Origin of the sequence: Rhizobium sp. CIAT894 (genome assembly GCF_000172795.2) — a bacterium.
GTDB lineage: Bacteria > Pseudomonadota > Alphaproteobacteria > Rhizobiales > Rhizobiaceae > Rhizobium.
In genome coordinates this window covers 627,413-649,062 of record NZ_CP020947.1, presented here as the reverse complement: position 1 = coordinate 649,062, position 21,650 = coordinate 627,413, and the positions used below count along the sequence as shown (strand labels likewise).

Below are 21,650 nucleotides of genomic sequence, written 5' to 3'. Positions count from 1 at the left end.
ATCGCGTGGGCCTATAGGGGTCGTGTGCCTCAACTGCACACGAGCAACGCGACGCTGCTCAAATCGACAGATAGCGCTTCTGCCAAGGCAGCCTGTGTTCCTGCCATGCGCGCGGGGTGAAGTCGTCATAGGCGGCCTCGGCGATCGCCAGCATCCAGTTCTCGTCCTTGCGGGCCAAGAGCACGCAGGACAATTCCATGCCGGGCGCAACGGCGATGGAGGGCCGGTTGGCGCCTGGTATGTCGATCCCCTTGTCGCGCCACTGGATGCGGATCTCATCGGGCTCGGATGTCCATTGGCCTGATGAAACGGAGGCTTTTCCGTCGGGTTTGAAGACAAGCGGCGGCGGGGTGACGTTCAGGAAGCTGCCGTCATTGACATAATTGCCGTCGACATCGCCGGCGGTCTCTTTGCCCCTTCCCTTCAGAACGATATCCTGCTCGCAGCGCAGGAATATGTTGCGCCGGAAACTGCCGGACCACGGGCGGTTGGCGAAGAATGCGATGTCGCATTGGCTGATGACGTTGTCGTGGATATCGATGTCTTTGCGGAATGCCTGTTCCTGATCGGAAAAGCCGCTCAGGCTGACGCCACGATTGGTGTTCTCGATCCAGTTGTCATAGACGTGGTGCCCGGTATGGTCGACCTTGTCGCCGATGCCGTAGCCGAAGGAATAATCATTCATCCTGCCGTCGCGCATGATGTTGCTGCGCACGACGGCACCATCGCCGATCGACGAAAAGGAGAAATTCTTGCCGCCGATGAAGTTGTATTCGACGAGGTAATTTCGGGTTTTATCGCAGACCAGCGCGCCCTTGTTGGAGGTGCTGGTCGGCGACTGAAGCAGGAGGTTGCCGCGGATCACGACATTGGAACTGACATAGTCGTCCTTGTTTTCGTAGGCGAACTGGCAGCAGTCCGCCCCCTGACCGGGTGCTGCGCCAATGCGATTGTTCTCCAGAAGAACGTCCGTCGTCTTCGTCAGGTAGATGCCGTCGCCGTTGACGTTCTCCGTTTCGCAGCGCCGGATCGTGAGGTTTTTGCCGTTGTGGAACTTGAAGCCGCGCGGTGAATTCTTGACGATAACGTCTTCGATCACCGTATCGGAAAACACCTGATAGGCGACGCCGATATCTTCGGCGCCATCGATCACCTGCCCGCGCGTGAAGGCGCCGTGAACTTTCTTTCGCAAGATGGCGGTCATTGCATTTTCCTTCGATACCGGTGCGGCGGGGGGAATTAAGCAGAGAGCATGTGGCGGATGTTTGAATATTTGTAAATCATCTGGCTTCTCAATCAGGTGTGCCGGCGCCATAGTGCGCAACGCTCGCCTGATGCGGTTTTTACGCATACCGTTACCGCAAAACCGCTGCACGGTGTTGCGCGACATGCTTTAGTGATCCAGTGATTGATTAATGAAATGCGAGCACGTGACGACCAGCATCAGACATATCGCCAAACTTGCGGGAACGTCAGTCTCTTCGGTCTCGCGCGTGCTCAACAACAGCGGTTATGCCTCGCCTGAACTCAGGGACCGCGTCGAAGCGGCGATCCGAACGCTGAACTATACGCCCAGCAAGGGTGCGCGCATGCTGCGCGGTGCGCCAAGCCGGATGATCGGACTGATGCTGCCGTCGATCGATGTGCCTTTCTTCGGCATCCTCGCCCATGCGATCGAACAGGAATTGTTCCAGCACGGCTATCAGACGCTGATCTGCAGCACGGCGGAAAATATGGACCACGAGGTGCGCTATCTCTCCATGCTGCTCGCCCAGCGCGTCGACGGCGTCATCGTCGCAAGCGCTTTCGGCAGCATCGAGCATTTCGCAGTGCTGCGGGACGCTCGCATCCCGGTCATCGCCATCGACCGCGAGCTGAGCGGCATCGCCGACGACGCCGTCATGGCCGATCACGAGGAGGGCGGACGGCTGATGGCGCGCCATCTGATCGACCTCGGCCACCGGGCGATCGCCATCGTCGGGGCACCGGCACACAGCCAGCCGATCCAGCTTCGCCTTCAGGGCATCACGGCAGAAATGGCAAAAGACGGCATCGCGCCGGCCGTGGTGGCGATGGCGGAAGAACACAGCTTCGCCGAGACCTACCGGCTGGCGCGGGAATTGCTGGCGTCGCGCGCCGAGGTCACCGCGATCATCGGCACGACCGACATTTCGGCGATTGCCGCCATCCATGCCATCCAGGATCGCAGATCTTCTGTTCCGAACGACTATTCGGTCGTCGGCTTCGACGATCTGCCGGAGGCCGCCTACGTCTTTCCACGGCTGACAACGGTCGCACAGCCGATCCGCGGTGTCGGGCAGCAGGCAGCGCGGTTGCTGGAAGCGCTGATCGAGGCGCAGCAAACGGGCGACGAATCCCGGCAGGGTGCAATCGTCAAAGTGCCGGTCACGCTGATCGCGCGCGACTCCACCGGTCCCGTCCGCAACTGAGCAGATGGATCTCCGAAGTCAAGGCCGGACGATGACCTTGATCTCGCCCGGCAATGGCGCGTTGCCGACCACGTCGGCGACCTCGTCGAGACCGATGGTTCTGGTGACCAATGCGTCCAGTTCCAATGCTCCGCTTGCGACCATTGCCGCAGCGCGCGAATGGGTGAAGGGGTTGAGGTAGGCGGGCCTGATATCGACTTCGTTGATCAGCAGATCGAAGGGCAGAACCGGCACCTCGACACCCGCAGGCGTGACCCCGAACAGCACGAAGGTGCCACCGCGCCGCGCCATCCTCAGACCGCTTTGCAGCGTGTCGCTGACGCCGGCGCACTCGATGACCACATCGGCGCCGCCCTTGGTGACCTCTCCAACGGACGCGACCGTGTCCGAAGAATTCGGGTCGAAGGCCTGCGTCGCCCCCAGGCGCAGGGCGGCCTGGCGTCTCGATTGCTGCCGCGTGATCAAAATGATCTCGCCTGCCCCCGCCAGACGGGCCAGTTGCACCATCAGCAGGCCGATCACACCGCCGCCGAGGATCGCGACGCTGTCGCCCGGACGGATCCCTGCCTTGTCGATGGCGTGGATGCAGCAGGCCAGCGGTTCGGAGAAGGCGCCGTGAACGGGATCGAGGCCGGCCGGCAGGATGAAGGCCTGCGCATGCGGCACCGCCACATATTCGGCAAAGCCGCCATCCCGCGTCACGCCGATGGCGGTCAGTCTCTCGCACAGGTTCGGCCGCGCCCGGGTGCAAGCCGGACAGGTGCCGCAGGCGATATTCGGGTCGACCGTCACCAGCTCGCCGCCGGCAAAGCGGGTGACGCCGTCGCCGATCTCTTCGACGATGCCACAGAATTCGTGGCCCAGCGTGACGGGGATCGCGGTCGGATATTCGCCCTTGTACATGTGGCGATCGGAACCGCAGATGCCGGCGGCGGCGACCCGGACAAGCAGCTCGCCTCGCCCGGCAACCGGTTTCTCAACGCTGCGCATGGTCAAAGACCCGATCGACTCCAAGCGTACAGCTCTCATTCCACTCCTCCAGACCTCAAGCTCGATTGCCTATTCCTGCCGATGAAGCGAAGCGCTCAGCTCATGACATTGCCACCGTCGACATTGTAACACTGCGCCACGATGTATGCTGCGTCCGGCCCGGCCAGGAAGGCGGCCATGGCGGCCTGTTCCTCGGCAGCGCCAAATCGTCCGGCGGGAACGGCGGCGGCCACGCGGCGCTTGACGTCGCCGGGTTTCAACCCTTCCCGGCTGCCGAGTTTTGCATCGACGACGTCCCACATCGGCGTATCGACGACGCCCGGAGCGATGGCGTTGACATTGATCCCGTAACGGATCAGCTCCAGGGCGCAGCTCTGCGTGATGCTGATGACGGCCGCCTTGGACGCGCAGTAAGCCACGGCAGGTCCTTCGCCCCGACGCCCCGCCTGCGACGAGAAATTGATGATGCGTCCACCTGCCCCTCTCTCCACCATGTGCCGGACGACGGCCTGCGTCATGAAGATCAGGCCTTCGATATTGACCTGAAAGACCCGAGCGGTCCGTTCCCGGGATATTTCCAGAATGGACTCGACCTCGTAAACGCCGGCAGCGTTGACCAGGATGTCGATCTGACCGGCGGTCGATATCGTGAAGCGCGCAGCGTCTTCGATGCTGTCCTGGCTGGTCACATCGAGCGCCACGCCCCAGACATGCGGACCGATCGCTTCCGCCACCCGGGCGCATCGTTCGCCATCGAGATCCGCCACGACAACCCTGGCGCCCTCGGCGGCGAAGCGTTCGCATACCGCCTTGCCGATGCCGCTCGCTCCTCCCGTGACCAGTGCCACCTTGCCGGATAGCCGCGCCGTTTCCGTATAGGTCATCGCCCCGCCTCCCCGGTCGCCATTAAACCGGCAAGGGTGCCGCGCACGGCTGCCATAACGAATAGCTTCATCTCTGCTCCTCCATTCTGACTGGACGCCCGATTGACGTCGCCTTCTCCTGATCTGACGGGGCTAAGCGGGTTGCGCGTTCGTCTCCTCTGCCTCGCAAAGGAGGACCGATATATCGGGAATGCCGTCGGTGGCCGTCGCACCCTTGAGGCAACGCGCAGCCGCCACATGGGCGACGGCGCAGATATGCTCGACCGGCCAGTTCTCGTGCAGGCCGTAGAGCACGGCGGCGCAGAAGGCGTCTCCCGCGCCGACCGTGCTGACGATGTCATCGGGATCGACGGATCGCGATCGTGTCCTGATCGGCAAAGCGCCAGGCGCAAACCAGAAGCAGATTTCCGGCGCGTGGATGATCGCTCCCTTGGCGACGCCTGCGGCCAGCAGGCGCTCACCCGCCGTCAAAAGCTCCGCTTCGATCAAATCTCCCTTAGCGTCGCGCACGACAACGCCGGTCGCCCGGCCGGCCTCCATCTCATTGATGATCAGGTAATCGCAGAAGGGCAGAGCAACACCGACCTTGGCTGCAAATTCCGGGTCTTCACTCGAGACGAAATCCACGCAGGTCGTCAGCCCGGCGCCGCGCGCGGCTTCGAGCAGGCGCGACGCTCCCGAACGGCCGTCGGGACCGATGCGGTCGAGACCCGGCAGCAGCATGAGATAACCGAGATAGAACAGCCGATAACCGGCCTTGGCGAAGGCCGCGGGTGCGATAAGCTTGTCGGTGACGGCATCGTTGGCGCCGCCATGATAGAAGAAGGTCCGGTTCTGGCCGGGCACATTCATGACATGGGTGTGCGCCGTCACCCGGTCGGCGAGCGCCGTCAGTCCCCCGACATCGACGCCGGCGACCGCAAGGCGGGCCTTGACGATCTCACCATCCTGATCGGCGCCGATGCACCCGGCCGCCGCCAGCTTTCCGCAAAATCCGAGCGAGGCCAGATCGGTGACGACATTGGCTGCCCCGCCGCCCACGCCCAGATCCTGGTGCAGGATATGGGCGAGATTGCCCTGTTCTGGCCAATAGGACAGGGTGTGGACACGATCGACGATGAAGTTTCCGGCGCAAACGATACCGCCCTGCTTCAGACCGCCCTGATGGTCAACCTCCTCCCCGGTTCGCATCAGCGGCCTCCTTCGTTCCACAAGGGTCTGAGCGGCGGCTCATCCTCCTCGATTGCGGCAAAGCGGCCGATCGGCTCGAGGAAGAAATTATCGCTGTTGTCGTCGTTGACCTGGCTGACCTCGCCGACGAGGACGGGTCCGCCGCCTTTCCGGCCGTAGAAGCGGTGGTAAAGTCGGGTGCGGATCGTCACGCTCTGGCCGGGCTTGAGGATCAGCGGTTCCCATGCGGCGAGCCGGTGCGCCAGCCCGTCGACCGGAACCATCACGTCGTCCTTCAGCAGATTGCCGTCGGCATCGGTTGCGGCAAATTCGATGACGAGATCGCCGCCGGCGCGGTTGATGATGTCTTCCATCTTCGCCGCATGCCGGTGCGTCGGCGTGAGCTGCCCTTCTTCGACAAAGAGCAGCTTTTCGGCATAGGTGCGTTCATCCCCGATATCGACGATGCCATTGCGCAGGCAAAACAGCACGAGGCCGCATTCGGCAAACCGGTTCGAGCCGAAATCGGTGACATCCCACCCGAGCTGATGGGCGCGCAAATAGGCCGACGCCTGGGGATGAGAGGCAAAATCCGCCGCCGTCCAATATCCCCATGCCGGCAGGGACCAATGCCAGCGCTCAAGGGTCGCGTTTGCCCGCCGCAAGGCGGCGTTGATCTCGGAGCGCCGCATCAGGCGGACGCCCCGTCATAGACGACCGGGACCACGACGTCCTCGCGGCCGGATTTGAGGGCTGCCGTCAGCACCGCATGATGCGCCTGTGCCTCGGCCGGCGTCGCACAGCCGAAACCGTTGGCATTGCCGCCGGCAAGCTCGTCGACGAAAGCCGCCCACATCTGCTGTATAGCGTCGGCAAAACCGAATTCGAAGATCTTGCCTGTAATGGCTGGAAACAGAGAGCCGTATCCGAGATCCTCGGTGCTCCAGGCCTGCGCACCGCCGTTATAATCCATCCACTGCCACTGGCGCGGCGACTTCGTGCTGAAGAATGCGCTTTTCTTCATGCCGAGAACGCGGATGTACCAGCTGTTGGATTCGCCGGGCGCGATGCGCCAGGTCTTCAGCACCATCGGGAAATCGTGATCGCCGGTGCGTACGCGGCTGCTGATCGTGGCATTGTCCCAGGTGGTGCAGGGCAGCATGCCGCCCTTGCCGTCGGGACGTTCGGTGACTTTCTTGACCAGTTGCGCATGCAGGGTGGCCGGGCGCCAGCCGAGACGCAGGGGCACATGCAGCACATGCATGCCGAGATCCCCCATGCAGCCATAGTCGCCGTTGATCTCGGCCATGCGCTTCCAGTTGATCGGCTTTTGCCGGTCGATGTCCGACGAGTGCAGGAAACCCGCCTCGACTTCGAGGATCTCCCCCATCTCCCCGCTTTTTGCGAGCGCGATGACCTTCTGTGCGCCGGGGAAGAACGGCATTTCCGACGAGCAGCGAACCAGGAGTTCGGGATGCTCGGCGAGAACCGCCATGATTTCGCGGTTCTGCGCGGCGTCCATGCCGAAGGGCTTTTCGCCGAGAAGATGTTTTCCGGCCTTGAGGATATCGATGTAAAATTGCTGATGCAGCACGTGCGGAACGGCGCAATAGACCGCATCCACCTCGGGATTGGCCAGAAGCTCCTTATAGTCGGCGGTGAACTGCCGAACGGTCGGCACGTGATCCCTGAACCAGTCGAGCAGCGCCATGTTGGTATCGCAGACGGCGACGATTTCCGGCCGTGCCTTCACATCGGCCAGATGCAGCCAGCGCGCTGCGGCACTGGCGAACTCGCGCCCCATCAGGCCGCAGCCGATGACGCCGAAGCGGAATATTTTCGTCATCACATCTCCTCCCAGACGCGCGTCAGCCGATATGCAGCGAGGCTTGCTCGACGGAAGCCTTGTCATGGACGATTGCCATCAAGGCCCGCGTCATGCCGCCGGGATTGTGGTGCTGAATGACGTTGCGGCCATAGACGATGCCACGGGCGCCCTGCTCCATCAACTGTTTGGTGCGGATCAGGATTTCCTGATCCGAAACGCGGCCACCGCCGCGCACCAGCACCGGCAGGCCCTGAGCGATCTCGACCACGCGATGATATTCCCCGACATTGTCGCAGGGGTCGGCCTTGATGATGTCGGCGCCGAGTTCGGCCGCCTGGCGCACGAGCGGCAGGATCTTGTCGATCGCGCCGTCGACCATGTAGGCGCCCCTGGAATTGTCCTGCATGACGAGCGGTTCGACCATCAGCGGCATGCCGTAGATCTCGCATTCGCGCTTCAGGCTGTTCACATTGCGCACGCAGGCGCGGTAGACCTCCGGCTGGTCCGGCAGCATCAAAAGATTGACGACGACACAGGCCGCATCCAGCCCAACGCCCTGCTCCACCGCCCTGTCGATCATTTCGGAAAACAGCTGGGACGGCAGGGGATTGCCGTAGATGTTGGCGATGTCGGTGCGCAGCACCAGTGCAGGGCGATGTTTGCCGGGGATCGCCTGCAGGATGGGTGCGGTCCCCGGGGGAAGCTGGATGGCATCGGGAGCGGCTTGCGCGATCACCTCGATGGCGGTCTTCATGTTCTCGATGCCGGCGAGAAAGGTCCGTTCATTGAACATGCCGTGATCGATGGCAACGTCAAAACAATTTCCAGACACGCCGAAAAGACGGTTCAACCGCGCGGATTTCATCAAGCTCCTCCCAGATATGGCAACGTTTCCACATTCGAATAAATGCAGCAGGATTGCGAGTCAAGAAAATGTGGTAACGTTTCCACATCGGGTCTGGCGAACTCATCCCCGGCTCAGATGTCGAAGGCGCTTGGAAGCACCACGATATCGCGGATGGTGACGTTGCGCGGCCGGGTGAGCATGAAGATGATCGCGTCGGCGACTTCCTTGGGCTCGATCAAGGCGCCGGCCTCCTTGGCCTTGCGAAGGTTTTCCTCCGGCCAATCCGCCAGCAAGGCGCTGATCACCGGCCCTGGAGAAACCGACCCCACGCGAATGCCGCTTTTCAGAAGCTGGCGTCGCATCGTCTGGACGAAACACGTCATTGCCCACTTCGACGGCGAATAGACCGGCTCCCATGGAATTGCCGAATGTCCGGCGACGGAGCTGGTGACGACGATGTCGCCGGTGCCACGTTCGATCATGTGAGGAATGACACTCCGCACATTCTTGATGACGACATTGACGTTGAGATTGAGCATCCGATCGATGGTGTCGAGATCGGTTTCCATCAGGTCGCCGCCGATATAAGTGCCCGCATTGGCATGCAGGATGTCGAGCCTGCCGGTCTTCGACAGGACGCCCTCGAGCAGTCCCGCACAGGCATTGGAATCCAGCAGGTCGATCACCAGCGGAATTGCGCGCTCGCCCAGCCGGCCGCAAATCGTCTCCAGCGCCTTCTGATCGCGGTCCACCAGCACGACCGTCGCGCCTGCGGCGAGCATCGCCTCCGTCGAGGCCAATCCTATGCCGGACGCCGCACCCGTGACCGCCGCGATCTTCCCGTTCAATTCCGTCATCGACGTCTCCTCCTATCCTGATGCTGATGGCGCGTTCTTCCCGAGACCGCAGGCGGCGTCTTTTCGAAAGCCGCCAAGGACGCTGTAGCATTTTAAATTGCTGCTTAGGAGGACAAGGGATGAGTTAGGCAAGGGGCGGATTGGGCAAAGTTTGAGTTGACCGCCTTCGATGGCGAGGCGACACTTGAACGGCAGTCAGGCGGGGGAAGAAGGATGGGCGAGCCAGATCGCTGGCATCAGATGGAAAGCACGTCGAAAGACGGTGGCAGGGTTTCCGTGACGATCCGTCCGTCCGAATAGGGCCGGCAGAAATTGCCCTCGCGCACGGTCGAATGGCCGGCAGTTCGAGGGTCGGGGATTCAAGCATTCGCGCTGCGTGTTGCTAAGATTCGATGATGACTTCATTGGTGATGACGGACGCATTCCAACGCCTCAGCCTCGCGCTCGCGATCGGCATCCTCGTCGGCATCGAGCGTGGATGGCAGGACCGCGAGGCAGCGCCGGGCAAGAGAGTGGCGGGCATCCGCACCTATGGCCTGTCGAGCTTCCTCGGCGGCTTTTGCGGTTTCCTGCAGCCGGTCACGGGATCGATCCTGCCGACGGCCATCTTTGCGTTTTTCTGCATCACCATCCTCAGCTTCAGCCGGATGCAGGCCGAACGCGAGGAGGATTACAGCGCAACCGGCGCCGTTGCTGCGATAACCGTCTTCGCGCTCGGCTTCGGCGCCGTGGTTGCCGATATGACGGCGACGGCGGCGGGTGCCGTGGCGGTGACGGCGCTTCTGGCGGCGCGGGAACCGCTGCATGGCTTTCTGCGGAAACTGACCTGGCTTGAGTTGCGGGCGGCGCTGATCCTGCTGACGATGACGGTCGTCATTCTTCCAATTCTTCCCAATGAGACGGTCGATGCCTGGGAAATGATCAATCCCTTCGAACTCTGGATGCTGACCGTCCTCGTGGCGGCCGTCTCGTTTGCCGGTTACGTGATGATCAGGCTCAGCGACGCCAGGGCCGGAATATTGCTGACGGGCGCCTGCGGCGGCACCGTGTCCTCAACCGCCCTGACGCTTTCCTTTGCCCGCCAGTCGGTTGAGATGCCCGCCCTCTCACCGCTGCTTTCGGCCGGAGCGATGCTGGCGGGAGCCGTGTCGCTCACCCGCGTGCTTTTGATCTGCGGCGTCATCGCGCCCGATGTGCTGATGGAGCTCGCCGCATCACTCGGCCCGGCGGCCGCGATCCTTGCGGCGGGCGGCGGCCTTGCCGGATTGGCGCGGCGCTCCGATGGCGGTTCCGATTTTGCACCGCGAAACCCGCTTGAGGTGATGGTCGTCTTCCGCTTTGCACTTCTGCTTGCCGCCGTGACCATCGTGACGCGGGCGACGTTGGCCGTCTTTGGCACGCAGTCGCTGATCGCGGTCGCCTTCATCACGGGACTGGGTGATCTCGATGCGATAACTCTCTCGATCACGAAGCTGTCGTCGCCGGCCGTGCCAGCGGATGCGGCCGCGCAGGCGATAGCGGTCGCGGCCTGCGCCAATCTTCTGGCGAAAACCGGTCTTGCAGCCAGTGCCGGAAGCCGCGGCTATTCGGTTCGGCTGGCCATCACAACCGGCATAGCGATCCTTGCCGGCGCCGCCGGCCTGTTCCTGACGTGAACAGCCAGGCCGCACGGCCGACGGAGCAATCGTTTGATCCGATTTTCTCACATTCTATCCAAGTTGCGCAGGCAATATCGGCAGCGCTTCGGCAAAAGCATTCTTTGTTAACTTGTAGACTGACTTAATCGCTCCAGCCCATCGCGCAATGTCTCGATGCGCTGAATGAGTTTCGCCGCTGCCGCTGAACTCGTCACGTCACGAATGAATTGTGGCGCTTTCCCGCGATGCCCCTCCATGCACGATGTCCTGATGCTGCCCTCGAGGGCGGCCGGACAGGCTTGTTTCCAGCGACTGAGGTAAATGCATGACATCGAGCAGTCTGAGCGCGTTGTTGAAGATCGTCTTCAGACTGAAGGTGAAGCGGAAAACGCGCCAGACGCTGGCGTCGCGGGCATTGCGGCTGGCGGCGCTGCGCATCGCACTGGTCTGCGCCTGTGCGGGCGGCGTGTCCTATTTCATCAATCATGCAGCCCTTGAGCAGTCGGTGCGCAAGCAGCTCTCGCTTTCGACCGAACAGGCCTTGCAGCGCGAGTCTCTGCCATTCCGTGAGGTGAAGGATCTCGAAAAGAATTTCCTGGCCGAGTTCGACCGGATCTACGCGATCCCGGAAGCCCGGCAATCATTGGCACTCGATTTCGACCATATTTTCTATCGCCATGAGGATGGATCCTACACCCAGCGCCCGGGATTGTTCGAAGGCGCGCCGTTGCCGGATGGGCGCAGATTTCCCGGCATGTCGGCGACTTACGCGCCTGACGTGACACCGGATGAGGATGTGAAGACACGCTTTGCGTTGTCCTATCTGCTTTCTTACCAATTCGGTTCCGCCGCCAAGGGCCGCCTCTTCAATTTCTACGGCGTGGTGCCGGAGAAAGGTTTCCCCATCTATCAGGCTGCCGACATCGCCAAGGTTTTCCAATATGAAGGCCCGGATGCGCTGAAACTCGAGACCTTCGAATTTTACTCCCGCGGGTTCGGCGGGCCGCAGAACGATACTTTCTTCACCCGCATCTACTGGGATCCTTCCAACAATGCGTGGATGACGACGATTGCGACGCCCGATGCGCCTGATGCTTCGGGCAAACATCGCATCATGGCTTGTGTCGACGTGCTGCTCGACGATCTGATGAAACGAACCGCCAGCCCGACACTGCCGGGCGCGCGGGCGACGATTTTTGCCGCCGATGCTCAGGGCACACTGATCTTCGACGGCAAATATGCCGACAAGATCACCGCCAGCGCCGGCGAAGCCTCGATTTCCTCGCTTGAAATCGCCGACTACCAGCCTCTGCTGAAGGCAAGCCAGTCGATCGAAGCGGGTTCGGTGTCGCTCATCGACAGCGCCGGCGAAATTACCGCCGTCGGCCGGATCCCGGATACGCCTTGGATGCTCGCCGTCCACTATCCGAAATCTCTGATGCGATCCGCCATCCTCACCAATCTCGGGATCGTCATCGCGGTCGGGCTGCTCACTCTGTTCGTCGAACTTTTCATCCTCCGTTCGATCCTGCAAAAGCAGGTCGCCGAACCGCTGGTGCGATTGATCCACGCCACGCAGCTGGTCGGCCGTTCCGGCGTGACCGTTGCCAACGACGCCCTGCCCACGCATTCCGATGACGAGATCGGCGAGCTTGCCCGCGATTTTGCGTCGATGGCCGCGCGCGTTCACGCGGCCCATGAAGCGCTTGAGGGGAAGATACGGGATCGGACGTCCGAGCTGGAGCGGCTCAATCAGAGGCTCCTGACGATCAGCCAGACGGACGAAATGACGGGTGTGGCCAACCGGCGTCGCTTCGACGAGGTTCTCGCCAGCGAGCTCACCGGGCTTGGGCAGGGTCAGGAGCTGCTGATGCTTGCCATGGTGGATGCCGACTGGTTCAAAGGCTACAACGACCGATACGGCCATCCGGCCGGAGATGCCTGCCTGAAGGAGATCGCCGGGGTGCTGGAGCGCAATACGCGCAGCAAACAAGACCTCGTTGCCCGTTACGGCGGAGAGGAATTCGCCATCATTGCGCGGGTCGCTTCAGCCAGCAACGCGCCCATCATCGGACAGGCCCTCTGTTCGGCAATGGCGGCCGTCAAGCTGACGCATGAGGGATCGCCTTTCGGGCACGTGACGATCAGCGTCGGCATTGCGCTGGCGACACCCGATCAAAATATCTCTCCGGAGGCGCTGTTGCTCGAAGCCGATCGCGCGCTTTATCGCGCCAAGCAGCGAGGCCGGAATCAAGCCGTCATCGCCGAGCCTTCTGCCGATACTGAGATACAGCAGATCGGCGCCTGACGACAGGCGACAGCCGAGAGGCAAGCAACTCTGATCAACTGCGGCTGGCGGCGATCAGCGCATGGGCAGCATCGCGGAGCAATCCGGTCGCCTCGCCCGGTTCAAAGACCTGCATGCTGACAAAGGCGCCGTTGATCAGCACCGCCAGTTGGCCGGCGAGCCTGTCGGGCGCTGCAACCGCCAGTCCCTCGGCTATGGTCTTCAGGCGCCGCCTCATCTCACGCATGTGGGTCTGTGCGACCTTGCGTGCAGGGTGATCGGGTTCGGGGAACTCGGCGGCTGTATTGATTTGCGGGCAGCCGCGGTAATTTTCCCGCCCGACCCTTTCGCCGATCCATTCGAAATGGGCGTCGAGTTCGGCCGCGGCATCGTCCGGGTACTGCTCCGTCACCCGGTCCCAGGTGCTCCAGAAATCCAGGTCTTCACGCTTGAGAAAGGCCGCGATCAGGTCGTCCTTGGTGCCGAAATGGCGGTAGAGGCTGGTTTTGGCGACGCCTGACTTTTCCACCACAAGATCGACGCCGACGGCGCGCACCCCGCGTCGGTAAAAGAGCTCCGATGCCGTTTCGAGAATCCTGTCGCGGACCTCGTTGGCGCCGGTGGCAGGGGCGTTGGCTGTGCTTTTTGGCATGTCGATATCTCCGAATTCCGCCACCATAGCAGAAAGCCGATTGACACGCTACAGACCTGTATGTTTTATTGACTACAGACAGGTCTGTAGCGAAGGGAAGAGCAATGACCATCGATGAAGCAACTGACACCACGACATCTCGGGCCGTAGCGGTCCTGGGCGCAAATGGCCATACTGGGCGTTTTGTCGTTGCCGAACTCTTGCGGCGCGGGTTGCAACCTATCGCGATTGGACGGAGTGCCAAGCGGCTGGCGGAGGCGGGCTTTCCGGAACACGGCGTCGAATGCCGTGAAGCTGCGGTGGAGGATGACGCGGCTCTGGACAGGGCGCTCGCCGGGGCGGCGGCGGTGATAAACTGCGCTGGGCCGTTCATGGACACGGCCGACGCGGTGGTGCGTGCCGCGTTGCGGGCGGGCATCCATTATCTCGACGTAACAGCCGAGCAGCCGAGCGTACAGGCGACGTTGGAGCGTCACGAGGCTGCCGCCGGAAAAGCGGGCGTGGCCGTCATCCCGGCGATGGGATTTTACGGCGGACTGGCCGACCTGCTGGTCGCAGTTGCCATGGATGATTGGGATGATGCCGACGCGATCGAGGTCTTCGTTGCGCTCGACAGTTGGCTGCCGACAAAAGGGACGCGCGTGACCGGAGAGAAAAACACAGCGCGGCGCCTGGCCGTCAACGGCGGGCAGCTTGAGCCGGTACGCCAACCGCCTGCCGAACGCGTATCCACGTTGCCGGAACCATTCGGCCGGCAAACATTCGTCGAACTTTCCTTTTCGGAAGTACCGCTGATCGCTCGTCGCATCCAGACAAAGGAATTGCACAGTTTTCTTGGCACAACGGCCCTGCGGGATGTTCGCGACCCGTCGACCCCGCCACCGCAGCCTGTCGACGAAACCGGGCGCTCGGCGCAGCGTTTTGCCGTGGAAGTGATTGTCTCGCAAGGCGACGTGCGTCGCCGGATCGTCGTCCAAGGACAGGACATCTACGCCGTCACGGCGCCGATTATCTGCGAAGCGGTCCAGCGCGTCCTGGCGGGGGACATTCGCGATACTGGCGCAAAGCCACCGGCTGCGATTTTCGATGCGGAAAGTTTCCTGCGGGCGCTCGCCCCGCACCTGTCGGTCGAGATCGCAGAAATGTAACTATAAATCCGAGACTTCAGATACTGAGGGGGCAGCAACCGACCGATCTGACCATCGCAGAACTGGCCCGGATGCTGGATCCCGACAAGCCGGGAACGCGTACCGATAGAGATCTCAGCGGCCGGGCGAAGACGACAAGTATCCGGCTTGCGGCTTTGACCGCAAACTATCTCCGCTCGACCGTCAGAACCATCGGCATGGCCCAATTGGCCTGAAGAACCGGCCAACGCAGCAGTTTGACATTGTCATCCTCGACCTGTGCTTCCCATCGCGCATAAAATTTCTGGCTATACCCGTTCAGCCGGACGCTGCGGTGCGCGAGGGGGCCGCCGTCGAGGTTAAGCGCTACTTTGAGATCCAGTGGCGACGCCTTGAGAAATTCCGCCAACCGATCGAGAGAAAAGAACGCCTCCTTCGTCGTGCCGATCAAGATGCGGCCTGAGCCGTCCTTGGCGACAAAGGTTCGATTGGCCAGCCAGCGGCTTTTCACATTCACATGGGTCTGGCCATCGTCGCCGATCAGGAGCGGATAGGAAACCATCGCATTCGTCGCCCCGGCAAGGGCACTTCCCCAATCTTGATGGGTCAGGTCACGGATGTCGGCAGAGGCAGCATCCGCAAAGAAGGCGCCGGCCTTCGCATCATACTGCCGGGGTCCCATCGCGACACCCTCACTGATAAAGGGCGTGTCGGGCCGGCCATGCATGTCGTAGTAGCTGCCGTTGACGATCAGCACGGCCTTGGGCAAGGCATGCTCCCATTCGTCAATGCCCTTATCACCCTGTGACGCGTTATGGACGACGAAGCGGAAGCGCATGGGATCAATCCTGCTGAGGAAAATCCGGTCGACTTCGCGACCATCGGCAAGCACCGGCAGCTCCGCCACCTCGAAGCCAATCTCAGGTTCTTGCCAGACCAGCGACCCCGGCTGCACGGCCGGGACTGGGCTCTTCAACGCCAGTTGCATGGAGGCCGATAGGCGCTCATCGTCAGGCTTCACGGTGATCCAGTAGGTTCCGCCACGGCGCAATACGGTGTTGAACCCATAGGCGCCCGCGACCTGCCAGAGCCAACCGGCGCCGACAACAATCATAACAACCAAAGCGGCAGTCAGCCCGAATAGGAGCTTGCGAGTTACTGACATCAAAAACTCTCTATAAGCAAATAGGTAGGTTCGGTAGCGCGCGAAGCGTTCGCCCTGCGCAGATGCAATTTCGAGTGGGGCTTTTCTACGACAACGATATTTACCGAACGCCGCGTCCTGCTTTCACGGCTTCCGCGGCCTGTGAGGGAAAGCCGTCAACCGAAGCCCACCCGGTTTGCTGCATGACGTTAGCGTTGAGCTCCAGACGATCGCCTGCCGAACAGCCGCGCACGGCGTCATGGCTGCAAAAATATCAGGTCTTTGTTTCTTCTACTTCTCGCCATCTTATTGAGGAGCCATGAGCTGAACAGTTCCCCGCCAAGACGCGGATGCGCATATTACATCAAGCCAGATCGTCAAGGTCGACTTCCAGCGTACGAGCGATCGCCTTTAGAGCATCTAGGGAGCCCTCTTTCTTTCCAGTCTCGATTTCGGAAAGATAAGGCTGCGAGAGCCCGGCCTTTTCAGCCAGTTCCTTGATGCTGATGCCGCGATGCTTACGGAACACGCGGACAGGATCTTCACCGGCGATCAGCGCCTCGACGACGTCTTGAGGCCAGGTTTCTTCGCCATCGTCGATGCGCGCCTTTGCTGCGCGCGCGTCGCTGATATCGACAAGGTCCTGATAATCATCTTCGGAAAGCAGCACGTATCCCTTGCCGTCGATGGTTAGTTTCTGGATTTCACCCATGGTGGTCTCCTATTCGTTATAAACATCGCCACGTGGGCCAGCTTTGACGACCAAGACCTGCATAGTCTGGTCGTCTATGATGACCCGGTCCTGCCCAACGCGAATGCGAAAAAATTCGCTGCCTTGCAGCTTCTTGAGGTCGACTGTCTCGCCATTGGCGAAGGCTTCTACCTTGGCTACGATCGCGGCCGCGCGCTTCTGCTGCATTTTGCGGAGTGCCTTCACGGCAGCTTTGCTGTACGCGATCTTTTTCATAATGGAATATAGCCTTTGGCGATTTGTTTCGCAACGAATATTGCCAATGGCGATATCCATCAGAAAGCAGCATTGAGAGCCATCGTTTGATTTCAGGGGTGCCGCCAGCGGACGGCTGGGGCAGAAACCGCGAATCGAGACCGTCAAGTACTATTCGAGGCGTGCAGACAGGTCGAAACAAGCGGCCGTCGCGATGGCTGATTTCGAGGCCGAGCTGAACAAACGAAAAACGAAAATTGTCAAACCCGCGTGAAAAACTTTTAAAACCCGGGTATTTGATGAAGGCGCACGATCTTGAAAAATGCAGCAGATACTATGCAGATGGCGATGGTGCCCAGGACCGGAATCGAACCAGTGACACGCGGATTTTCAATCCGCTGCTCTACCAACTGAGCTACCTGGGCTAACCTGCTTCCGATGGTTCCCTTTGGAAAAAGAACCGCGGGGCCTTGGTTCGCCCCGGAAGCGAGCGGGGTTATAGCATCTTGTTCGGCCATGGCAAGCGTCAAATGACTCTTTTTTGACGGTCTTGCCGATTTTGCGGATTCATGAGGAAAAATAAGAGCTTCGCCGGTGGAATATCTAAAGCGCGTCGCGATCTTTCAGATTCGCTCTTCGCGCTTTAGGTCTTTGTTTTCCGCATGTCGTTGCCGCAAAACCGCTGCACACTTTTGCGCGACATGCTCTAGTTTTCCTCATCCGGATAATCGGCCTTGGTCTCATCCTCGGCCACCGGAATGGCATAGGCGCCGGTCAGCCAGCGGGAGAGGTCGACCTCGCGGCAGCGGTTGGAACAGAAGGGGTAATGTTCGCGGTGCGAGGGTTTGCCGCATTCGGGGCAAGGGCGCGTCTTGCGCAGCGGCTCGACCTTGGCAGCGGCTTTCTTGTCTTCGGGCATGATCGGTCCGTCCTCATTCAGGCATTGGCCTTCGGGGCTCAGCCCTCGGGCCACCGGCTATGCACATCGAAGCCTTCGCCGGTCAGAAGCAGAATGGTTTCATAAAGCGGCAGGCCGACGACATTGGTGTAGGAGCCCACCATCTTCTGCACGAAGGTGCCGGCAAGGCCCTGGATGCCGTAAGCGCCTGCTTTGCCGCGCCACTGGCCCGAGGCCAGGTAGTTCTCGATCTCGAAGCCGGACAGCCGCTTGAAGCGGACCTTGGTCTCGACGATCTTCTGGCGGATCTTGCGATCCGGCGTCACCAGGCAAACGCCGGTGTAGACCATATGGTTGCGCCCGGACAGCAGATGCAGCGAGCTCAAGGCCTCGTCGGCGAACTCGGCCTTGCCGAGAATGCGCCGGCCAACGGCCACCACCGTATCGGCAGACAGGATATAGCTGCCCTTCCAGGTGATATCGCCCTTGATGGCCGCAAGGGCAGCTTCGGCCTTCTCAGCCGAAAGCCTGCGGGCGAGCGAACGCGGATGCTCCGACTTCTTCGGCGCCTCGTCGATATCCATCGGCATCAGCCGCGACGGCTCGATGCCGGCCTGATTGAGCAGGTCGACGCGACGGGGCGAGCCCGAGGCCAGAATGAGCTTGTATTTCAGCGTCATGGAACCTCGACCATCGGCAGACGGGAGCAAAAGCCCTTGCAGGACCTTCGGGCAAGCTTACTTGAAACGGTAGGTGATGCGGCCCTTGGTCAGGTCATAGGGCGTCATTTCCACCAGCACCTTGTCGCCGGCGAGAACGCGGATGCGGTTCTTGCGCATGCGGCCGGCGGTATGGGCGATGATCTCGTGTTCGTTTTCGAGCTTCACGCGGAACGTCGCATTCGGCAGAAGTTCGGTGACGATACCCGGGAATTCGAGGACTTCTTCTTTAGGCATATAGGTGTTTTCTTCCTGTGGGTTGAAGAGGCAGCGCAGCGCGCGCCTTTAAAATTTGCGCGGAAACTACACAATCAACGCAGGTTTGTGAACCTTGTTGATCGGGCTTTCCTTCATTTGTTTTCATGCCGATTGCGCGGCAATGCCATTTCGTTTGAGCAGCCGGCTTTCGATGAGGCCGGTCAGGTGATCGCGGACCTCGCGGTAGCTTTCCAAAATCTGCTCGCGCGTGCCGCTGACGACCGTCGGATCCATCGTCGGCCAGTAGACGACATCGATCGCATTCGAGCGGGTCAGCTCGAGGGCGGCATGATGGGCCTGCGGCGACAGCGTGATGATCAGATCGAAATAATCGTCCTCGAGTTCTTCCAGCGTCTGCGGCAGGCGGCGCCCGAGGGAAAGCCCGATCTCATCGAGCACCACATCGACGAAGGGGTCGCGCTCGCCGGCGCGAACGCCGGCCGAACGGATATAGGTATTGGCAGGCAGCATGCTGCGGGCGATCGCTTCGGCCATCGGCGAGCGGATGGCATTCATTCCGCACATGAAGAGGATGGCGCCCGGCCGCTTTCCCTCGTGGATGTCGGCGCCGAGATCCATGGCCGTCACCCGCGCCAGTAGAGCACGCAGACCAGGGTGAACAGCCGCCGGGCGGTGTCGAAATCGACCTCTATCTTGCCGGCCAGCCTGTCCTTCAGCGTCTGCGAACCTTCATTGTGGATGCCGCGACGGCCCATGTCGATCGCCTCGATGCGGCTCGGTGTGGCCGAACGGATCGCTTCATAATAGCTCTCGCAGATCATGAAGTAATCCTTGACGATCCGCCGGAAGGGCGTGAGCGACAGGATATGGGTGGCGACCGCGCCGCCCTCTTCGGTGGTGATGGCAAAGACCAGCTTCGAATCGACCAGCGAGATGTTCAGCCGGTAAGGCCCGCCGGCATGGCCGAGCGGCGCAAAGCTGTTCTCCTCGATCAGATCGAAGATGGCGACGGCGCGTTCATGCTCGACATCGGGCGTCGAACGGCCGATCGTATCGTCCAGGACGACGTCGCAGAGCCGGAAATCGCCCTTCGCCATGCCCTCACCTTTCGAGGTTGAGGCGGATCGCGACCGATCGCGCATGGGCATCGAGGCCTTCGGAGACGGCAAGGGCAATTGCCGCCGGGCCGAGGGTGCGGAGCTGCTGCGGGCCGAGGCGCAGGATCGAGGTACGCTTGACGAAATCGAGCACCGAAAGACCGGATGAGAAGCGCGCCGACCGTGCCGTCGGCAGCACGTGGTTCGAACCGCCGACATAATCGCCGATCACCTCGGGCGTATGAGCGCCGATGAAGATCGCACCGGCATTGCGGATGCCGTCGAGCAGCCGATCCGGATCGGCGAGCGCAAGCTCCAGATGCTCGGCAGCGATGCGGTTGGCGAGCGGTATGGCCTGTTTCAGATCGGCAACGAGGATGACTGCGCCGAAATCGCGCCAGCTTGCCGCCGCCGTCTCGGCGCGATTGAGCGTTTTCAGCTGGCGTTCGACCGCCTGTTCCACCGCCTTGCCGAATTCGGCATCGTCGGTGATCAGGATCGCCTGGGCGCTGACATCGTGCTCGGCCTGCGCCAGGAGGTCGGCGGCGATCCAATCGGGATTGTTGTCCTTATCGGCGATCACAAGCACTTCGGAGGGACCGGCGATCATATCGATGCCGACGGTGCCGAAGACGTGGCGCTTGGCGGCAGCGACATAGGCATTGCCGGGGCCGGTGATCTTGGCGACCGGGGCGATCGTCTCGGTGCCATAGGCAAGAGCGGCGATCGCCTGGGCGCCGCCGACACGGTAGATCTCAGTAACGCCGACAAGCTTGGCGGCAGCCAGCACCGCCGGATTGACGGCGCCGCCGGTGGCGGGGACCGCAATGACGATGCGCTCGACGCCGGCAACCTTGGCCGGCACGGCATTCATCAGCACCGAGCTTGGATAACTTGCGGTGCCGCCCGGCACATAGAGGCCGACAGCTTCGATCGCCGTCCAGCGCGAACCGAGACCGACGCCGAGATCATCCTCGTAAATATCATCCTTCGGCAACTGCCGGCGATGATGGGATTCGATGCGCAGTGCGGCAAGCTTCAGCGCGCCCAGCACTTCGGCAGGCACCGCCTCGATCGCCGCGTCGATCTCTTCCGGCGTGACGCGCATCGGGACTTTGGCGAAATCGATGCCGTCGAATTTCAGCGAATATTCGGCCAGCGCCACATCACCGCGGGCCCTGACATCATCGATGATGGCGCGAACGGTGGCGTTCACATCCTCGGAAACTTCGCGCTTCGTCGTCAGAAAGGCAGCGAAATGCTGCTCGAAACCTTCCGATGCCTGATCCAGCCAGATTGCCAAGGCCGATATTCCTTCTTAACTCGAAACCGCAATATTCAAACTTCAGGCGTTAAGCACTCTTATGCATGTCGTTATCCCGGAACCGCTGCACACTTCCGGGCGACATGCACTAGAGGTGACGAGGCTTGGAGGAAGCCTCCCAGGCACCGCCGATATCGGCGAGCTGCACCTCGATGCATTCGACATCGAGCGCGATCGAGGCGGTGCCGGACAGAGACAGCTCGATCGTGCCATCCGGCCCCTCGCCTTTCCGCTCGAAACGCAGCGCCAGCAATGACAGCACCTCGTCGCGTTTGCCACGATCGATGCCGAGCGACCGCACGGCCAGCACGCGCTTGAAGACCAGAGCAGCCCGGCGGCGCTCGAAACCCTTGCGCTTGCGCTCGGCACCTTCCCAGACGAAACGATTGACGGCAAGGGCGAACTGCGCGTCGCGCGGCGACCAGTCGATATCGCCGACCTTGAAGACGCTGTCCTGCATATGCGCGGAAATGACCGCAAGGTCCTCGTCATCGAGCGCTACGAGCTTCAGATCGGTCATTCAGTCTTACCCCGGCAGCCACCGCCGGAATGGCGATGCGTCAGACAAGGGAAA

At 61.4% G+C, this 21,650-nt stretch carries 23 protein-coding genes and 1 tRNA gene; 4 read left to right on the top strand and 20 right to left on the bottom strand.

The genetic code is table 11. The features are described from left to right. Positions 1–58: 58 nt before the first annotated feature. The gene (locus tag RHEC894_RS03190; RefSeq protein ID WP_085736113.1) at positions 59–1,204 is read right to left on the bottom strand and encodes a right-handed parallel beta-helix repeat-containing protein; all 1,146 of its coding nucleotides are present in this window, start codon (positions 1,202–1,204) and stop codon (positions 59–61) included. A 226-nt stretch (positions 1,205–1,430) separates the two neighbouring features. Here RHEC894_RS03190 and RHEC894_RS03185 point away from each other — a divergent pair, with 226 nt between their 5' ends. Beyond that, positions 1,431–2,450: a LacI family DNA-binding transcriptional regulator gene (locus tag RHEC894_RS03185; RefSeq protein ID WP_085738841.1), complete on the top strand. Its 1,020-nt coding sequence runs from the start codon at positions 1,431–1,433 to the stop codon at positions 2,448–2,450. 18 nt (positions 2,451–2,468) lie between these two features. Here RHEC894_RS03185 and RHEC894_RS03180 read toward each other — a convergent pair whose 3' ends face one another. The 7 genes from RHEC894_RS03180 to RHEC894_RS03150 all read right to left on the bottom strand — a co-directional run bounded on the left by RHEC894_RS03180 (position 2,469) and on the right by RHEC894_RS03150 (position 9,026). After that, entirely contained in the window at positions 2,469–3,479 is a 1,011-nt protein-coding gene (locus tag RHEC894_RS03180; RefSeq protein ID WP_085736111.1) for a zinc-dependent alcohol dehydrogenase family protein, read from the bottom strand. Between the two features lie 56 nt (positions 3,480–3,535). Next, entirely contained in the window at positions 3,536–4,324 is a 789-nt protein-coding gene (locus RHEC894_RS03175) for an L-iditol 2-dehydrogenase (RefSeq protein WP_085736109.1), read from the bottom strand. 132 nt (positions 4,325–4,456) lie between these two features. Beyond that, positions 4,457–5,515, bottom strand: a complete 1,059-nt coding sequence (locus RHEC894_RS03170; protein ID WP_085736107.1) for a carbohydrate kinase family protein — start codon at positions 5,513–5,515, stop codon at positions 4,457–4,459. Continuing rightward, on the bottom strand, positions 5,515–6,186 hold the full coding sequence (locus RHEC894_RS03165) for a D-lyxose/D-mannose family sugar isomerase (RefSeq protein ID WP_010067701.1): 672 nt from the start codon (positions 6,184–6,186) through the stop codon (positions 5,515–5,517). The genes RHEC894_RS03170 and RHEC894_RS03165 overlap by 1 nt, the downstream gene beginning before the upstream one ends. Beyond that, entirely contained in the window at positions 6,186–7,340 is a 1,155-nt protein-coding gene (locus tag RHEC894_RS03160; RefSeq protein ID WP_085736106.1) for a Gfo/Idh/MocA family oxidoreductase, read from the bottom strand. Before RHEC894_RS03160 ends, RHEC894_RS03165 begins: the two co-directional genes overlap by 1 nt. A gap of 22 nt (positions 7,341–7,362) precedes the next feature. Further along, the gene (locus tag RHEC894_RS03155; RefSeq protein WP_085736104.1) at positions 7,363–8,187 is read right to left on the bottom strand and encodes an aldolase; all 825 of its coding nucleotides are present in this window, start codon (positions 8,185–8,187) and stop codon (positions 7,363–7,365) included. Between the two features lie 113 nt (positions 8,188–8,300). Continuing rightward, on the bottom strand, positions 8,301–9,026 hold the full coding sequence (locus tag RHEC894_RS03150) for an SDR family oxidoreductase (protein WP_085736102.1): 726 nt from the start codon (positions 9,024–9,026) through the stop codon (positions 8,301–8,303). A gap of 392 nt (positions 9,027–9,418) precedes the next feature. Between RHEC894_RS03150 and RHEC894_RS03145 the strand changes: the two genes are divergently transcribed. Together RHEC894_RS03145 and RHEC894_RS03140 are read left to right on the top strand one after the other, a co-directional pair. Next, the gene (locus tag RHEC894_RS03145; protein WP_085736100.1) at positions 9,419–10,681 is read left to right on the top strand and encodes a DUF4010 domain-containing protein; all 1,263 of its coding nucleotides are present in this window, start codon (positions 9,419–9,421) and stop codon (positions 10,679–10,681) included. Between the two features lie 307 nt (positions 10,682–10,988). Then, positions 10,989–12,971 carry a diguanylate cyclase gene (locus tag RHEC894_RS03140; RefSeq protein ID WP_085736098.1) on the top strand — a complete coding sequence of 661 codons (1,983 nt, stop codon included), beginning with the start codon at positions 10,989–10,991 and terminating at the stop codon, positions 12,969–12,971. 34 nt (positions 12,972–13,005) lie between these two features. Here RHEC894_RS03140 and RHEC894_RS03135 read toward each other — a convergent pair whose 3' ends face one another. Next, positions 13,006–13,602, bottom strand: coding sequence for a TetR/AcrR family transcriptional regulator (locus tag RHEC894_RS03135; RefSeq protein WP_085738840.1), 597 nt, complete (start codon positions 13,600–13,602; stop codon positions 13,006–13,008). 104 nt (positions 13,603–13,706) lie between these two features. On the opposite strand from RHEC894_RS03135, the gene RHEC894_RS03130 reads away from it, so the two are divergent. Next, the gene (locus RHEC894_RS03130) at positions 13,707–14,750 is read left to right on the top strand and encodes a saccharopine dehydrogenase NADP-binding domain-containing protein (protein WP_010068938.1); all 1,044 of its coding nucleotides are present in this window, start codon (positions 13,707–13,709) and stop codon (positions 14,748–14,750) included. Positions 14,751–14,916: 166 nt separating this feature from the next. Here the strand turns inward: RHEC894_RS03130 and RHEC894_RS03125 are convergent, their stop codons facing one another. The 11 genes from RHEC894_RS03125 to RHEC894_RS03075 all read right to left on the bottom strand — a co-directional run bounded on the left by RHEC894_RS03125 (position 14,917) and on the right by RHEC894_RS03075 (position 21,596). Next, positions 14,917–15,894, bottom strand: coding sequence for a phosphodiester glycosidase family protein (locus tag RHEC894_RS03125; RefSeq protein WP_085736096.1), 978 nt, complete (start codon positions 15,892–15,894; stop codon positions 14,917–14,919). A gap of 343 nt (positions 15,895–16,237) precedes the next feature. Beyond that, a complete protein-coding gene (locus RHEC894_RS03120; RefSeq protein WP_085736095.1) occupies positions 16,238–16,585 on the bottom strand; it encodes a helix-turn-helix transcriptional regulator in 348 nt (115 codons plus the stop codon). A 9-nt stretch (positions 16,586–16,594) separates the two neighbouring features. After that, complete coding sequence (locus RHEC894_RS33870) at positions 16,595–16,840, bottom strand: cytotoxic translational repressor of toxin-antitoxin stability system (RefSeq protein ID WP_085738839.1); 246 nt, start codon at positions 16,838–16,840, stop codon at positions 16,595–16,597. A gap of 328 nt (positions 16,841–17,168) precedes the next feature. Beyond that, positions 17,169–17,244 (bottom strand) — tRNA-Phe (locus RHEC894_RS03110). 281 nt (positions 17,245–17,525) lie between these two features. After that, positions 17,526–17,738 carry a DNA gyrase inhibitor YacG gene (gene yacG / locus RHEC894_RS03105; RefSeq protein WP_085738838.1) on the bottom strand — a complete coding sequence of 71 codons (213 nt, stop codon included), beginning with the start codon at positions 17,736–17,738 and terminating at the stop codon, positions 17,526–17,528. Positions 17,739–17,776: 38 nt separating this feature from the next. Beyond that, complete coding sequence (locus tag RHEC894_RS03100; protein WP_028757471.1) at positions 17,777–18,397, bottom strand: Maf-like protein; 621 nt, start codon at positions 18,395–18,397, stop codon at positions 17,777–17,779. A 57-nt stretch (positions 18,398–18,454) separates the two neighbouring features. After that, positions 18,455–18,673 (bottom strand): translation initiation factor IF-1, encoded by a 219-nt coding sequence (infA, locus tag RHEC894_RS03095; RefSeq protein ID WP_003545338.1) that lies wholly within the window; start codon positions 18,671–18,673, stop codon positions 18,455–18,457. A gap of 123 nt (positions 18,674–18,796) precedes the next feature. Further along, positions 18,797–19,273, bottom strand: coding sequence for a low molecular weight phosphatase family protein (locus RHEC894_RS03090; protein ID WP_085736093.1), 477 nt, complete (start codon positions 19,271–19,273; stop codon positions 18,797–18,799). A 5-nt stretch (positions 19,274–19,278) separates the two neighbouring features. Next, positions 19,279–19,752: a UPF0262 family protein gene (locus tag RHEC894_RS03085; RefSeq protein ID WP_085736091.1), complete on the bottom strand. Its 474-nt coding sequence runs from the start codon at positions 19,750–19,752 to the stop codon at positions 19,279–19,281. A gap of 4 nt (positions 19,753–19,756) precedes the next feature. Then, positions 19,757–21,055, bottom strand: a complete 1,299-nt coding sequence (hisD, locus tag RHEC894_RS03080) for a histidinol dehydrogenase (RefSeq protein ID WP_085736089.1) — start codon at positions 21,053–21,055, stop codon at positions 19,757–19,759. A 109-nt stretch (positions 21,056–21,164) separates the two neighbouring features. Continuing rightward, on the bottom strand, positions 21,165–21,596 hold the full coding sequence (locus RHEC894_RS03075) for a DUF2948 family protein (RefSeq protein ID WP_085736087.1): 432 nt from the start codon (positions 21,594–21,596) through the stop codon (positions 21,165–21,167). Between the last annotated feature and the right edge of the window lie 54 nt (positions 21,597–21,650).

Coding starts and splice junctions, on each gene's coding strand:
- RHEC894_RS03160 (WP_085736106.1), bottom strand. CDS start 7,340: ATGACGAAAATATTCCGCTTCGGCGTCATCGGCTGCGGCCTGATGGGG.
- RHEC894_RS03100 (WP_028757471.1), bottom strand. CDS start 18,397: ATGACGCTGAAATACAAGCTCATTCTGGCCTCGGGCTCGCCCCGTCGC.
- RHEC894_RS03090 (WP_085736093.1), bottom strand. CDS start 19,273: ATGGATCTCGGCGCCGACATCCACGAGGGAAAGCGGCCGGGCGCCATC.
- yacG (WP_085738838.1), bottom strand. CDS start 17,738: ATGCCCGAAGACAAGAAAGCCGCTGCCAAGGTCGAGCCGCTGCGCAAG.
- RHEC894_RS03145 (WP_085736100.1), top strand. CDS start 9,419: ATGATGACTTCATTGGTGATGACGGACGCATTCCAACGCCTCAGCCTC.
- RHEC894_RS33870 (WP_085738839.1), bottom strand. CDS start 16,840: ATGAAAAAGATCGCGTACAGCAAAGCTGCCGTGAAGGCACTCCGCAAA.
- RHEC894_RS03175 (WP_085736109.1), bottom strand. CDS start 4,324: ATGACCTATACGGAAACGGCGCGGCTATCCGGCAAGGTGGCACTGGTC.
- RHEC894_RS03170 (WP_085736107.1), bottom strand. CDS start 5,515: ATGCGAACCGGGGAGGAGGTTGACCATCAGGGCGGTCTGAAGCAGGGC.
- RHEC894_RS03155 (WP_085736104.1), bottom strand. CDS start 8,187: ATGAAATCCGCGCGGTTGAACCGTCTTTTCGGCGTGTCTGGAAATTGT.
- RHEC894_RS03085 (WP_085736091.1), bottom strand. CDS start 19,752: ATGGCGAAGGGCGATTTCCGGCTCTGCGACGTCGTCCTGGACGATACG.
- infA (WP_003545338.1), bottom strand. CDS start 18,673: ATGCCTAAAGAAGAAGTCCTCGAATTCCCGGGTATCGTCACCGAACTT.
- RHEC894_RS03120 (WP_085736095.1), bottom strand. CDS start 16,585: ATGGGTGAAATCCAGAAACTAACCATCGACGGCAAGGGATACGTGCTG.
- RHEC894_RS03135 (WP_085738840.1), bottom strand. CDS start 13,602: ATGCCAAAAAGCACAGCCAACGCCCCTGCCACCGGCGCCAACGAGGTC.
- RHEC894_RS03130 (WP_010068938.1), top strand. CDS start 13,707: ATGACCATCGATGAAGCAACTGACACCACGACATCTCGGGCCGTAGCG.
- RHEC894_RS03140 (WP_085736098.1), top strand. CDS start 10,989: ATGACATCGAGCAGTCTGAGCGCGTTGTTGAAGATCGTCTTCAGACTG.
- RHEC894_RS03180 (WP_085736111.1), bottom strand. CDS start 3,479: ATGAGAGCTGTACGCTTGGAGTCGATCGGGTCTTTGACCATGCGCAGC.
- RHEC894_RS03125 (WP_085736096.1), bottom strand. CDS start 15,894: ATGTCAGTAACTCGCAAGCTCCTATTCGGGCTGACTGCCGCTTTGGTT.
- RHEC894_RS03190 (WP_085736113.1), bottom strand. CDS start 1,204: ATGACCGCCATCTTGCGAAAGAAAGTTCACGGCGCCTTCACGCGCGGG.
- RHEC894_RS03165 (WP_010067701.1), bottom strand. CDS start 6,186: ATGCGGCGCTCCGAGATCAACGCCGCCTTGCGGCGGGCAAACGCGACC.
- RHEC894_RS03150 (WP_085736102.1), bottom strand. CDS start 9,026: ATGACGGAATTGAACGGGAAGATCGCGGCGGTCACGGGTGCGGCGTCC.
- RHEC894_RS03075 (WP_085736087.1), bottom strand. CDS start 21,596: ATGACCGATCTGAAGCTCGTAGCGCTCGATGACGAGGACCTTGCGGTC.